At 68.3% G+C, this 12,851-nt stretch carries 10 protein-coding genes; 8 read left to right on the top strand and 2 right to left on the bottom strand.

Annotation, left to right across the window (positions count from 1 at the left end; all coding sequences use genetic code 11):
• Positions 1-225: 225 nt before the first annotated feature.
• The 3 genes from AC07NN_RS18110 (at position 226) to AC07NN_RS18100 (ending at position 6,709) form a co-directional block, all read left to right on the top strand.
• On the top strand, positions 226-531 hold the full coding sequence (locus tag AC07NN_RS18110) for an HU family DNA-binding protein (protein WP_494644077.1): 306 nt from the start codon (positions 226-228) through the stop codon (positions 529-531).
• Positions 521-3,175 (top strand): glycoside hydrolase family 3 C-terminal domain-containing protein, encoded by a 2,655-nt coding sequence (locus AC07NN_RS18105; protein ID WP_494644075.1) that lies wholly within the window; start codon positions 521-523, stop codon positions 3,173-3,175. Before AC07NN_RS18110 ends, AC07NN_RS18105 begins: the two co-directional genes overlap by 11 nt.
• 72 nt (positions 3,176-3,247) lie before the next feature.
• Positions 3,248-6,709 carry a TonB-dependent receptor domain-containing protein gene (locus tag AC07NN_RS18100; RefSeq protein WP_494644072.1) on the top strand — a complete coding sequence of 1,154 codons (3,462 nt, stop codon included), beginning with the start codon at positions 3,248-3,250 and terminating at the stop codon, positions 6,707-6,709.
• Between the two features lie 94 nt (positions 6,710-6,803).
• Here AC07NN_RS18100 and AC07NN_RS18095 read toward each other — a convergent pair whose 3' ends face one another.
• Positions 6,804-7,550 carry a LytR/AlgR family response regulator transcription factor gene (locus AC07NN_RS18095; RefSeq protein ID WP_494644069.1) on the bottom strand — a complete coding sequence of 249 codons (747 nt, stop codon included), beginning with the start codon at positions 7,548-7,550 and terminating at the stop codon, positions 6,804-6,806.
• Positions 7,547-8,743, bottom strand: coding sequence for a sensor histidine kinase (locus tag AC07NN_RS18090; protein ID WP_494644067.1), 1,197 nt, complete (start codon positions 8,741-8,743; stop codon positions 7,547-7,549). The genes AC07NN_RS18095 and AC07NN_RS18090 overlap by 4 nt, the downstream gene beginning before the upstream one ends.
• Positions 8,744-8,906: 163 nt before the next feature.
• Between AC07NN_RS18090 and AC07NN_RS18085 the strand changes: the two genes are divergently transcribed.
• The 5 genes from AC07NN_RS18085 to AC07NN_RS18065 are packed head-to-tail and all read left to right on the top strand — an operon-like array spanning position 8,907 to position 12,754.
• Positions 8,907-9,797, top strand: coding sequence for a sulfurtransferase (locus AC07NN_RS18085; RefSeq protein WP_494644065.1), 891 nt, complete (start codon positions 8,907-8,909; stop codon positions 9,795-9,797).
• Positions 9,794-10,291, top strand: a complete 498-nt coding sequence (locus AC07NN_RS18080; RefSeq protein ID WP_494644062.1) for a YeeE/YedE thiosulfate transporter family protein — start codon at positions 9,794-9,796, stop codon at positions 10,289-10,291. Before AC07NN_RS18085 ends, AC07NN_RS18080 begins: the two co-directional genes overlap by 4 nt.
• Positions 10,288-10,827 carry a YeeE/YedE thiosulfate transporter family protein gene (locus tag AC07NN_RS18075; protein ID WP_494644060.1) on the top strand — a complete coding sequence of 180 codons (540 nt, stop codon included), beginning with the start codon at positions 10,288-10,290 and terminating at the stop codon, positions 10,825-10,827. The genes AC07NN_RS18080 and AC07NN_RS18075 overlap by 4 nt, the downstream gene beginning before the upstream one ends.
• Entirely contained in the window at positions 10,824-11,399 is a 576-nt protein-coding gene (locus AC07NN_RS18070; RefSeq protein WP_494644058.1) for a rhodanese-like domain-containing protein, read from the top strand. Before AC07NN_RS18075 ends, AC07NN_RS18070 begins: the two co-directional genes overlap by 4 nt.
• Positions 11,393-12,754, top strand: a complete 1,362-nt coding sequence (locus tag AC07NN_RS18065; RefSeq protein WP_494644056.1) for an aminotransferase class V-fold PLP-dependent enzyme — start codon at positions 11,393-11,395, stop codon at positions 12,752-12,754. The genes AC07NN_RS18070 and AC07NN_RS18065 overlap by 7 nt, the downstream gene beginning before the upstream one ends.
• Positions 12,755-12,851: the final 97 nt, after the last annotated feature.

The raw sequence follows: 12,851 nt of genomic DNA, 5'->3' as shown, positions 1-12,851 counted from the left end.
ATAGATGTACCCGTCTGCGCGCAACAAATTTGCGCCATTTTTCCTATGTGACCGGTAACTTTCCTCTTTCGAATCCAAAGTCGGCATGTTTATGTCAGTCTAAGTGACACCGGTGTCTAGCCGGGAAAGCGGCCGCGAAGACCGCGATGAGGAGGAGACGAGTGTTGCGAACCCCGGTTCGATCCGTGAATCAGGCGTGCCGCGCCGAAAACCGGCGAGCCGTCGATGCGCGTTGACGGCGATTTCGTGCAGCCCTTCATGGATTTCTCACGGGCCCTGGACCGCGAGCTGAGCGATCTGCTGGTGCAGTCGCTGCTCCGCCGCATGCGTCACGCCCTCCTGGAAGGCAAGACGCTTGAAGCGCCAGGGATCGGCGAGTTCACCGTACGGCAGCGCAACCCCTACGCTCTGATCAATCCGACCAGCGGCGAAGCCGCCGAGCTGGGCGGCGAGCGCGTCATCCTGTTCCGCCCCGACAAGCAGCTGTTGAAGGACCTGAACGCGGTCCAGAGGAGCGGCGATGTCGCGTAGTTTCCATGGCCTGCTGTGGGCCTCGTCGGCCGCGTTCGCGCTGATCGCCGCCGCGACGCCGGCGTTCGCGCAGGACGTTTCGCCCTATCGCGACCCCAAGCTGTCCGCCGCCCAGCGCGCGGCCGACCTTGTGTCGCGCATGACGCTTGAGGAGAAGGCCGGCCAGCTGCGCCATGCCGCGCCCGCCATCCCGCGCCTGTCGGTTCCGGCCTACAACTGGTGGAACGAAGGCCTGCACGGCGTCGCCCGCGCGGGTGAGGCGACTGTGTTCCCGCAGGCCGTCGGCTTGGCCGCGACCTTCGATACCGACCTGATGCACCAGGTCGCCGACGTCATCAGCACCGAATTCCGCGCCAAATACGTCGAGAAGGTCGCCGCCGACGGCTCGACGGCCCAGTACCGGGGCCTGACCGTCTGGTCGCCCAACATCAACATCTTCCGGGATCCCCGCTGGGGCCGGGGGCAGGAGACCTACGGCGAGGACCCGGTTCTCACCGCCGAGATGGGCGTGGCTTTCGTCCGGGGTCTGCAAGGTCCCGACCTCGAACACCTGAAAACCATGGCCACCGCCAAGCACTACGCCGTGCACAGCGGGCCCGAGGCCGATCGTCACCGCGACGACATTCATCCGTCGAAGCACGACCTGGAAGACACCTATCTCCCGGCCTTCCGCGCGCTGATCACCCGCGCCAAGGCTGACGCCGTCATGTGCGCCTACAACGCCGTCGACGGTCTGCCGGCCTGCGCCAATCCGGCCCTGCTGACCGACCGCCTGCGTCGCGACTGGGGCTTCCGGGGGCATGTGGTCTCGGACTGCGCCGCCGTCGCCGACGTCTATCTGCCGACCTCGCACGCCTATCGGAAGACCGCCGCCGAGGCCTTCGCCGCCACCCTGAAGGCCGGGACGGACCTGGCCTGCGACTTCGGCGGCCCGAAGGGCGTCGAGGCGCCCGCCATCGTCGAGGCCGTGCGTACGGGCCTGGTGACCGAGGCCGAGGTCGACGTGGCCATGCGCCGGCTGTTCGAGGCCCGCTTCCGCCTGGGTCTGATGGATCCGCCGACCAGCGGCCCGTACGGCAAGATCACCGCCGCCGACAACGATACGCCCGCTCATCGCGCGATCAGTCTGCGCGCGGCGCAGTCGTCGATGGTGCTGCTGAAGAACAACGGCCTGCTGCCGCTGAAGGCCGCGCCAAAGACCATCGCCGTCATCGGTCCGAACGCTGACAGCATCGACGCCCTCGTCGGCAACTACAACGGCACGCCGTCCAAGCCGGTGACGGTGTTGGCCGGCATCCGGGCCCGCTTCCCGGACGCCAAGGTCGTCCACGTCGCGGGCACGGGCCTGATCGGTCCTGTGAGCAATCCGACGCCCGACGCGATCTTCTGCCAGGACGCGGCCTGCGCGGCCAAGGGCCTGAAGGCCGAAGCCTTCGACAACCTGGATCTGGCCGGCGCGCCGGTCGAGACTCGTGTCGACCCCAACGCCAAGTTCAGCTGGGGCCGCCCGACACGCCAGGAGCGCCACACCTCGATCCGCTGGAGCGGTTTCGTGACGCCCAAGCAGAGCGGTGCGCACGGCTTCAGCCTCACGGGTGACGGCGGCTGGCGCATCAAGGTCGACGGCCAGATGGTCGCCGACTTCTGGAACGCGGCCATCGATCCGGCCATGGCCAAGACCGTCGATCTGATCGGCGGCAAGACCTACGCAATCACGATCGAGGCCCGCCAGGACGGCGACCGCGGGACCCAGGGGCTGACCTGGAGCCAGCCGGCCGACGACGGCGCCTCCGCCCTGACCGCCGCCAAGGACGCCGATCTGGTGATCTTCGCCGGCGGCCTGTCGGCGCGTGTCGAGGGCGAGGAGATGAGCGTTCACGCCGCGGGCTTCGCCGGCGGCGACCGCACCAGCCTCGACCTGCCCGCGCCGCAACAGAAGCTGCTGGAGCGCCTCCAGGGTCTCGGAAAGCCGGTTGTCCTTGTGCTGATGAATGGCAGCGCGATCGCGTCCAACTGGGCCGACAACACCCTGCCGGCCGTGGTCGAGGCCTGGTATCCGGGCGGCGAGGGCGGCACGGCCGTCGCGGGTCTGCTGGCCGGCGACTACAGCCCCTCGGGCCGCCTGCCGGTTACGGTCTATCGCTCGGCCGACCAGCTGCCGCCGTTCAAGGACTACGGCATGGCTGGCCGCACCTACCGCTATTTCAGCGGCGAGGCCCTCTATCCGTTCGGCTACGGCCTGTCCTACACGCGCTTCTCGTACGGCAAGCCGGCCCTGAAGGCCGCCGCCGTCGCCGGCGAGCGGGTGAAGGTCGAGGTCCCGGTCTCCAACGCCGGTGGCCGCGACGGCGACGAAATCGTCCAGCTCTACGTCTCGCGGCCCAGTGCGGCCGGCGCGCCGATCCGGGCGCTGAAGGGCTTCCAGCGCGTGTCGCTGCGTAAGGGCGAGACCAAAACCGTCACCTTCGACCTCGACGCCGACGCCTTCGCCACCGTCGACACGAGCGGCCAGCGCTCGGTGGAGCCCGGCGTCGCCAAGCTTTGGATCGGCGGCGGTCAGCCCGTGTCGCGGGCGGGTCTCGCCCAACCGTCGGGCGTCGCCGCCCAGCTCCAGATCACCGGCCGAAAGGCGCTCGCCAACTAGGTCAACACCACCCGGCAGCGGAGAGAACAGAGAGCCGCCCGCCGTCATCGCAATCAAATTGGGGAGGAACCAATGACGACTAGAAACCAACACAGGGCGGCGCTGCTCGCCGGGATTTCACTGGCCACTGTCTTGGCCGCGACGCCGGGTCTGGCCGCCGCGCAGGCCGCTGCCGCCGCCACCGCCGCGCCGGCGCAGACCGGCGACACCGTCACCGAAGTGGTCGTGACCGGTTACCGCGCCTCGCTGCAGAGCGCGCTGAACCTGAAGAAGAACTCGGACGTGATGATGGACGCCATCAACGCCGAGGACATCGCCGACTTCCCGGACTCGAACCTCGCGGAGTCGTTGCAGCGACTGCCGGGCATCTCGATCGACCGCGACAACGGTGAAGGCCGCACCATCAGCGTGCGTGGTCTGTCTGGAGACTTCAGCCGCGTGCGCATCAACAACATGGAAGCGCTGTCCACCGGCGCGGCCAACGATGCTGGTTCGAGCCCGAACCGTTCGCGCGCCTTCGACTTCAACGCCTTCGCCTCGGAGCTGTTCAGCTCGGTCCGCGTGCGTAAGTCGTCTTCGGCCGAGGCCGACGAAGGCTCGCTGGGCGCGACGGTCGACCTGATCACCGGCCGTCCGTTCGACTACAAGAACAGCGCCATGGCCTTCTCGGCCGAGGATTCCTATTACCGCAACGGCAAGAAGCACAGCCCGCGCGTCACCGCGCTGTTCTCGGACCGCTTCTTCGACGGCAAGATGGGCGTGCTGATGTCGGCCGCCTGGGCCAAGCGCAGCTCCGAGGACGACAACTACGCCCGCGGCACCGGCTCGTCGGACTATGTCTATCGCGGCTCGACCTGGACCGGCGACGAACTGCCCGGCCGCGCCGGCTTCGCGGCCCCGACGGGCACCGTGTTCAGCGCGCTGATCCCGACCACCCTGACGGGCACGGCGCTGGACGCGTACAAGGCCAATCCGGCCAACTACTACAACCCGATGGCTAATCCGGCGGCCTACGCCGCCATGACCGGCTCGGACCCGGTCGCCTACGCCAAGCTCTATCCGAACTGCGCCGCCGCCGTGGCCGCGCCCGTCGCCGGCCAGACCGCGACCAGCCCTGGCTGCAACAACTCGCTGATCCGCTTCCCGGCGCTGCCGTCGATCGCCCAGCGTAACGTCGAAACCGAGCGTCTCGGCCTCACCGGTTCGTTCCAGCTGCAGCTGGCGGAACGCACCCGACTGACGGTCGACGCCCTCTATTCGAAGTTCGAAAGCACCAGCACCAACTACCAGCTGGGCCCGGTCGGCCTGAACCGCAACAACACCAACGCCAGCTACTCGTATGGCGCCAACGTCCCGACGGCCACGGCGCGCACCGGCTCGGCCATGACCGACGCTCAGCGTCGCGCGCTCTACCCCGGCACCTGCACGTTCGCCGCCGAGACCGAGCTTGCGCCCGGCACCGACTGCGGCCAGGCCCTGAACGGCACGACGCCTCTCGCGGGCTACGCCTTCAGCTTCAACCCGAACAACCTCGACGCCTACGAGTACTACACCAACCCACTCTCGGTCGGTTACGCCGGCCCGGCCGCCTCGCTGCCGTTCCGCGGTCAGCTGATCGGCCGCCCGGCCGTCAAGGTGCTGGACGCCGAGGTCGTGGGCCAGAACGCCGAGTATCTGAAGCTCGGCAATGTCGACTGGCGTTCGGGCGCTGACCGCGGCGCCTATACGACCGACTTCCGTCAGGTGTCGGCCAACATCGACCACGAGTTCAGCGACAGCTTCAAGGTCCAGGCGTCGGTCGGCGCCTCGCGCTCGGAGAACGTCAACGTCGGCACGCTGGTCGAATTCAACGCCATGGACGTCCAGGGCCCGTTCGTCTTCGACGAGCGCGGCGCGACGGGCATGCCCAAGTTCGACGCCGGCTTCGACGCCGCCAACCCCGCCAACTGGGGGATCATCAAGGGCTTCTCGGGCATGCGCCACTATCGGCGCACGACGATCAACGACTACAAGGGCGGCAAGATCGACCTGACGTACGAGCTCGACGACCACTGGACGATCAAGGGCGGCATCACCAAGCGTGAGTTCGAGTTCTCGACCGACCAGTACGAGCGCAACAACGACCTGCTGAACCCGACCGAGAAGGAAGCCAAGGTCTCGGTCGCCTCGCTCAGCCAGGTGATCAACTTCGGCGACGGCCTCGACGTGCCGGCCGGCTCGACGACCAAGTTCCTCGTGCCGAACATGGAGGCCTTCAGCAGCGTCTTCGGCTACGACTGCAACTGCATCAACAAGTTCGGCGACTTCACCATCACGCGGAAGCGCAACCGCACCGCCACCTTCGGCGTGACGGAAAAGAACCTGTCGTACTACGCGCAGTTCAACTTCAACTACGAAGTCTGGGGCGGCCGTCGCCTGTTCGGTAACGTCGGCGTTCGCCAGGCCGAGACCGACGTTGTGGCCTACGGTGAGACGACCGCCGGCCGCCGTATCGAGGGCAGCAACAAGTACACCGACACCCTGCCGTCCGGGAACATCACCTGGGAGGCCTACGACAACCTCTACATCCGCGCCGCCGCGGCCAAGGTCATGGCCCGTCCGCTGCTGGGCAACCTTTCGCCGGCCATCACCGGCGTCAGCATCCCGGGCGACGGTTCGACGACGGGCGCGACGATCACGGTCGGCAACACCAAGCTCTCGCCGTTCCGTGGCAATGCTTATGACGTCGCCGCCGAGTGGTACTTCAACAAGGGCGGCTTGATCAGCCTGGGTTACTTCCGCAAGGACATCTCCAGCTTCCCGCAGACGGTCTTCTATGAAGCCCCGCTGTCGACCTTCATGGACAAGGATGCGCTCGAGGCCCTCAAGCTGCAGTTCCCGGCCGCGACCGGCGCCGACGTCTTCCGTCGCGCCTATATCGACGCCGACAACACCGTTCTGGCCCGTCAGGTCCGCGACGCGCCCGGTGGCTACCTGCAGGGTCTGGAGTTCAACTTCCAGCAGGACCTGACTTTCCTGCCCTGGTACTTCAAGAACCTGGGCATCCAGTTCAACATGACCAAGTTGGACACCAAGCTAACCTACATCCTCGACCCGGGCACGGTCGTCGCGGGTGCGGGTACGGTCACCAAGGCGCCGACCTATGGCACCGGTCCGTGGCTGGGCGCCTCGCCCAAGGGCATGAACCTGACGGTCTATTACGAGACCAAGAAGTTCAACGCCCGCGTCTCGATGGCCAAGCGCGACGCCTACAAGACGACGTATCCGCTCACCGCCGGCAACTGCGACCCCGGTCTGCAGGCCAACGGTTCGGCGTGCGACAGCCCGCTGATCAACGAGTTCGGCTCGTCGGGTGCGACCACCAACGTCGACATGTCGGTGCGCTACACGCCGTTCAAGCAGGTGAGCATCACCTTCGAGGCGTTGAACATCACCGACGAGAAGGCGACCCGCTACAGCTACACCGACCCGGTGATCCAGTCGTACGGCGCCAGCGGCCCGAACTACCGTCTGGGCGTCCGCTACAAGTTCTAGACTTCACCCCCAGCCCGAGCCCCCCAGGGCTCGGGCTCCTGGCGGCGCCGGTTTTCCACCGGCGCCGTTTTTTTGTGAGCGGCTCGCCCCGATCTCACATGGCGCGGAAGCGGTGGCGGAAAGCGTCGCTGACGCGGACCGGCTCGGCGACGCCCTTGAGCCAGAGTTGCAGGCGGCCGTCCTCGTCAGGCTTCACCTGGCGGATCGCCGAGACCCGGACGATGGCGTTGCGATGGACACGCCAGAAGACCTCCGGGTCCAGCTGCGCGACCAGATCCTTCAGCGGCATGCGGATATGGGCCGCCTCCGACGTGGTGGCGACGCGCGTGTACTTGTCCTCGGATTGGAAGAACAGGACATCGTCGATCGAGATCATCTTCACGACCTCGCCGACACTGGCGGTGATCCAGGTGATCGCCCGTCTGGGCGCGAGCTGTCCGGCCAGGGCGTCCATCAGCGCCGCCATGTCGGTGGAGGGCGCAAGCTCCCGGGCGCGCAGCCGCGCCACCGTCTCAGCCAGCCGATCGGCGCGGATCGGCTTGAGCAGGTAGTCGACGGCCCTGGCTTCGAAGGCCTGCACGGCGAACTCGTCATAGGCGGTTATGAACACGACCCGCGCCGGCTTCTCGGCCTGGCGCGCCACCTCCAGGCCATTGAGGCCGGGCATGCGGATGTCCAGGAAGGCGATGTCGGGCGGCCGCGCGGCCCAGGCCTCCAGGGCTTCGAGGCCGTCGTCGCACTCGGCGGTGACCACGAGTTCGGGCCAGAGCTCGGCCAGCATGGCCCGTAGTTCCTGGCGTTGCGGCGCCTCGTCCTCGGCGATCAGAGCGGTGACGGTCATGGCGCGACCGGCACGCGGATGCGTGCGCTGACGCCGCCGCCAGCGCGAGAGGCGACGTCGAGGGCCGCGCGATCGCCGAACAGGCTTTGAAGTTGGGCGCGGACATTGGCCAGGCCAACGCCGGGAGTAACGCCGGGCTCGAGACCCGCGCCGTCGTCCTCGACGCTGACGGTCAGCATCTGATCGTCCGCGCGCGCCAGGATGGCGATCTCACCAGGGCCGGGTTTGGGCTCGACGCCATGGGTGACGGCGTTCTCGATCAGGGTCAGCAGAATCAGTGGAGGAAAGGGCAGGGCGCGGATCGCGGCGTCGACCTCGACGCGGACACTCAACCGTCCGCCCATGCGCACGCGCATAAGGTCCAGATAGCGCTCGCAGAGATCGATCTGGCGGTCCAGGGTAGCCTCTTCAACCCGGGCTTCGCGCAGGCGGGGCAGGGTGGCGCGAAGATAGTCCGCCAAGGCGTCGATGGTCTGTGCCGCGCGGGCGGGCTCGCTGGCGATCAGCGAACGCACCGAGGCCAGGGTGTTGAACAGAAAATGCGGCTCGACCTGCGCCTGCAGCACGGTCAGGCGAAGGTCGGCGGCGTCGCGCTCGGCGCGCACGGCCTCGAGTTGCCGGCGCGCTTCGTACTGGGCGATACGACGTCGCTCGCCCAGATAGTAGATCGTCGCCAATCCCCCACCGGCGAAGATCCAGACGAAGACAGAAGCGTCGACGCTGGCGCGGAAGAACCGCGACATCGCCTTGCCGAAGATGCTCACCTGCATCGGGCGGCTGGAATAGCCTTCCATCAGGTGGTCGTGGAAATCGCCGGCCCAGCGAAGGGCGATCAGGCCGATCCAGAGGCCGATCACGATCGCGGCGATGACCAGAATCCGCTCCATGATCAGCGGTGGTCTCAAATGCCGGACCAGGGTGGCCAGAAGCGGACCGGTCGACACCGTCAGAAGGGTGGCGAGACAGGCGCGCGACGCCAGCGGCGGCCAGTCGCTCCACGCGCCCATGCCTGAGGCGTGCCAGGCGGCGAAGGCCGATCCGGCCAACAGGGCCAGCGGCCAGAAAACGATCCCGCGTCGGAGCAGCCACGGCCAGGTGAAGGCCCGGAAGCTTTGATACAGGGTCCAGCCGCCGAGGTCCGAAAGGACGCCTCGCGGCAGCCGGGTGCGCAGATCGTCGTCGAGGCTCGCCATGCCGCCAAGCTAGCAAAGCCCGGACGCGCGCGCACGGCGGCCCGTCCGACCCTTGGCCGTTTCGTCGGCGTTCAGGTGGTTTCATCGCAAGGGACCATCGTCGGCCGGTCCCGGACCTATCCCTGTTACGTCCCGACAAGGGGACTCCAGATGGGGACGGGTCATGCGGACAGCGATTTTCACGGCGGCCTTGGTTGCCGCTCTGGCGACGGGAGCCATCGCCGCGCAGGCTGCTCCACGCGAGGCGGTGCTGGTGACGACGGGCTGGCTGGCCGGTCACCTCAAGGACCCGGACCTCGTGCTCCTGCACGTCGGCGAGGAGGCCGAGTACAAGGCCGGTCACATCCCGGGGGCACGCTTCGTCCGCCAGTCCGACCTGTCGATGAACGCCGACGGTCGCACGCTGCAGATGCCGCCTGCGCCGGCTCTGCGCGAGCGTTTGCGGGCGCTGGGCGTGACGGACCGTTCCAAGGTCGTCGTCTATTTCGGCTCCGATTGGGTCTCGCCCGCGACACGGGTGATGTTCGTTCTACAGACCGCCGGCTTCGGCGCTCGGGCGGATTTGCTGGACGGCGGCATGCCCAAGTGGAAGCGCGATGGCGGAGCGGTGACCGCCGATGCGCCTCCCGTCGCAAAACAGGGCGCGCTCGCGGCCTTCCAGGCGCGTCCGACGATCGTCGATGTCGACTATGTGCGCGCCAATGTCGGCAAGCCCGGCTTCACGCTGATCGACGCCCGCGCGCCGGTCTTCTACGACGGGCTGCAGCCGGGCGGCGCCCACGACCATATGCGGCGCGGCCACATCCCCGGCGCGCGTAGCCTGCCTTTCACCAGCGTCACCAACGAGGACCTGACCCTGAAGGCGCCCGCCGAACTGGCGACGCTGTTCCAGAAGGCCGGCGTGCGGTCCGGCGACAAGGTCATCGTCTACTGCCACATCGGCCAGCAAGGCACGGCCGTGGTGCTCGCGGCCCGCGCGGCGGGCTTCGACGCCGTGCTCTATGACGGCTCGTTCGAGGACTGGTCGCTGCGCGACCTGCCGGTCGAACAATGACGCCCAAGCCTTACGCCGATCCTCACCTCGCCGGTGTGGGTTTGGGCCTGGTTCTTCTGGCCAGCTACGCGCTGGCCGGCCAAGGCCTGGGCGCGTCCGGCGCCTTCGCGGACATCGCTAGCAGCGCCCTGGGCGTCCTCGCGCCAGAGCGCGTCGAGGGCAACGCCTGGGTCCAGGGCTATCGGCAAGGCGGCCCGCCCTGGGCGACCTGGATGGTGGTCGAGGTCGTCGGCATGATCGCCGGCGCGTTCGCGTCCGCCGCTTTGGCGGGGCGATGGCGGCTGAGCGGCGCGCCAGCCGACCGAGGGAAACTGGGCGCGGCTGTCGCCGGCGGCGCCTTGATGGGCGCCGGGGCAGCTCTGGCGCGCGGCTGCACCAGCGGCCTAGCCCTGAGCGGCGGCGCGCTGCTCAGCGTCGGCGCTTGGATCTTCATGCTGGCCCTGTTTGTCGGCGGCTTCCTGGCGGCGCCGTTGCTGCGGAGGCTGTGGTGGTGAGTGAACTTCTCCTCGCCTGCGGGATCGGCGTGGCGTTCGGCTGGACGCTGGAACGCGCCGGTCTCGGCGATCCGCCCAAGCTGGCGGGCCAGTTCTATCTGCGCGACTTCACCGTGCTGAAGGTGATGATGAGCGCGATCCTGACCGCCATGCTGGGCGCCTTCTGGCTGGGATGGCTGGGCGTCATCGACCTCGCCAGCGTCCATGTCCCGGAGACCTATCTGCTGCCCCAGCTGGTCGGCGGCCTGATCTTCGGCCTGGGTTTCGTGGTGAGCGGGCTGTGCCCCGGGACCGCGTGCGTGGCCCTGGCGAGCGGACGAGGGCAGGGGGCGGCGACCGCGCTGGGCCTGCTGGCTGGGATGCTCCTGACCGGCCTGGCCTTTCCCGCGATCGAGGCCTTCTATGGCGCGACGCCGAAGGGGGCCTTCACCCTGCCGCGGCTGACGGGTCTCTCGTACGGCGCGATCGTGGCCCTGGTCACGCTGGCGGGCGTCGGCGTGCTGGCCGGCGTCGCGCGATGGGAGCGGCGTCCATGACCGCCACCCGACGACTGGGCCTGGGCGCGCTTGCCCTCGGCCTTGCGGCGCCGCTGGTCGGCAGCCCCTATCGCGCCGCGCGCGCAGGACTCGATGTCGACGCGATCGCGCGGGCGATCGACGATGGCTCCGATCACGTCAGCGCTCGCGAACTGGCGAAATGGATCCGGGATCGCCGGCCCGGTCTGCGGGTCATCGATGTCCGTGCGTCGGAGAGTTTCGGCGACGACGCCATTCCCATGGCCGAAAACCTGCCGATCGATCGTTTGGTGCGGACACGGTTCGCGGCCGATCAGACGGTGGTCCTCTACTCGCAGGAAGGCGCGCACGCCGGCCAGGCCTGGGTCCTCCTCCGCGCGCTGGGCGTCAGCGGGGCTGTGTTCGTCCCCGGCGGCCTCGCCGACTGGTGGGAGGAAGTCATGACCCCGGTGCTGCCCGCCGACATGCCGACGGCCGAGCGCGACGCGATCGCCGAACTCAGCCGCTACTTCGGCGGCTTTCCCCAGACCGGCGCCGCGAGGGGGGGCGACAGCGGCTCGCCCGCCCGCCGATACCGGAGACGCGGATGCTAGCCGCCAGCGAGCTTGAACCCGAGACCTTCGATTTCGACGCCTTCCGAGCGGAGGAGTTCGGGCGGCTGGACGCCTTGGGCGTGGCCTATCTCGATTATACCGCGGCGGGCCTCTACGGGGCTTCCCAAGCCCGGGAACACGGCGAGCGCCTGGCGCACGGGCTGTTCGGCAACCCGCATTCCGAACACCTGGCCTCCCGCAACAGCGCCGCCGCACAGACCGCCGCACGCGCCGCGACCCTTGCGTTCTTCGACGCCGATCCCGAGGTCTACGAGGTCTGCTTCACGGCCAATACGACGGCGGCGCTCAAGCTGGTGGCCGAGAGCTATCCGTTCGCGCCTGGTCGTGGCTTCATCCTGTCGGCGGACAACCACAATTCGGTCAACGGCGTGCGGGAATACGCCCGTCACGCGGGCGCGCCGGTCACGGTGTTGCCGCTCGACGACGCGCTACGGCTGGACCGAGGCGGCGAGCGCCTGCGGGCGGCGGCCACACGACAGGGCGCGGGTCTTTTCGCCTTTCCCCAGCAGTCCAACTTTTCCGGCGTACGCCACGATCTGGTGCTGATCGACATCGCCCAGGCGCTGGGTTGCGAGGTCATGATAGACGCCGCCTCGGCCGGCCCGTGCGGCGGCCTGAGCCTGCGCCGTCATCCAGCCGAGTTCGTGGCGTGCTCCTTCTACAAGCTCTTCGGCCTCCCCACCGGCGTGGGCGCGTTGATCGCCAGAAGGTCTGCCCTCGCGCGGCTGAAACGGCCCTGGTTCTCAGGCGGAACGGTGGATTTCGTCTCGGTCGCGCATCATCGCCACGCGCTGCGCGTCGGTCATGAGGGGTTCGAGGACGGGACGCCGAATTTCCTGGATCTGGCCGCCGTGGCGGCCGGGTTCAGGTTCCTCGATCGCATGCCGCGCGAGGCGCTGCGATCGCGGATGGGGGCGTTGATCCAGGACTTCCTGCGCCGAGCGACCATGCTTCGGCGGAGGGACGGAGGACCCCTGGTGCGGATCTACGGTCCCTTGGGCATGGACAGGCGCGGCGGGACGGCCGCGTTCAACCTGCTGGGCGAGGGCGGCGGGATCATTCCCTACGTCGAGGTCGAGCGGCGTGCGAGCGAGCAGGGCGTGGCCCTGCGCGGGGGCTGCTTTTGCAATCCGGGGGCGGCCGAGAAAGCGTTCGGCCTGGGTGGATCGGAGGCGGGGCGTTGCCTGGAACAACTGCAGGATCGCTTCAGCATTCCTGCGTTCGGCGCGTGTGTCGGCGGCGCGGTCGGCGCCTTGAGGCTCTCGGTCGGGCCGCCTTCGACCTTCGGTGACCTGGATCGAGCCCTGGCGCTGATCGCCAGCTACGCCGACTGAATTTGCAGTTCGAACGTAGAAAAGGGGAGCGGCTTGTGGCCGCTCCCCTTGGGTTGTTTCGGTATTGGAGTGTTTGGCTTAGACGCCGTAGACGCCG

It is taken from the genome of Caulobacter sp. GW821-FHT09H08, assembly GCF_059415885.1.
This window is presented reverse-complemented; position numbering and strand designations above follow the sequence as displayed.

Excerpts from the sequence above, each read along its gene's own strand:
- AC07NN_RS18110 (WP_494644077.1), top strand. The coding sequence starts at position 226 with ATGCGCGTTGACGGCGATTTCGTGCAGCCCTTCATGGATTTCTCACGG.
- AC07NN_RS18105 (WP_494644075.1), top strand. The coding sequence starts at position 521 with ATGTCGCGTAGTTTCCATGGCCTGCTGTGGGCCTCGTCGGCCGCGTTC.
- AC07NN_RS18100 (WP_494644072.1), top strand. The coding sequence starts at position 3,248 with ATGACGACTAGAAACCAACACAGGGCGGCGCTGCTCGCCGGGATTTCA.
- AC07NN_RS18095 (WP_494644069.1), bottom strand. The coding sequence starts at position 7,550 with ATGACCGTCACCGCTCTGATCGCCGAGGACGAGGCGCCGCAACGCCAG.
- AC07NN_RS18090 (WP_494644067.1), bottom strand. The coding sequence starts at position 8,743 with ATGGCGAGCCTCGACGACGATCTGCGCACCCGGCTGCCGCGAGGCGTC.
- AC07NN_RS18085 (WP_494644065.1), top strand. The coding sequence starts at position 8,907 with ATGCGGACAGCGATTTTCACGGCGGCCTTGGTTGCCGCTCTGGCGACG.
- AC07NN_RS18080 (WP_494644062.1), top strand. The coding sequence starts at position 9,794 with ATGACGCCCAAGCCTTACGCCGATCCTCACCTCGCCGGTGTGGGTTTG.
- AC07NN_RS18070 (WP_494644058.1), top strand. The coding sequence starts at position 10,824 with ATGACCGCCACCCGACGACTGGGCCTGGGCGCGCTTGCCCTCGGCCTT.
- AC07NN_RS18065 (WP_494644056.1), top strand. The coding sequence starts at position 11,393 with ATGCTAGCCGCCAGCGAGCTTGAACCCGAGACCTTCGATTTCGACGCC.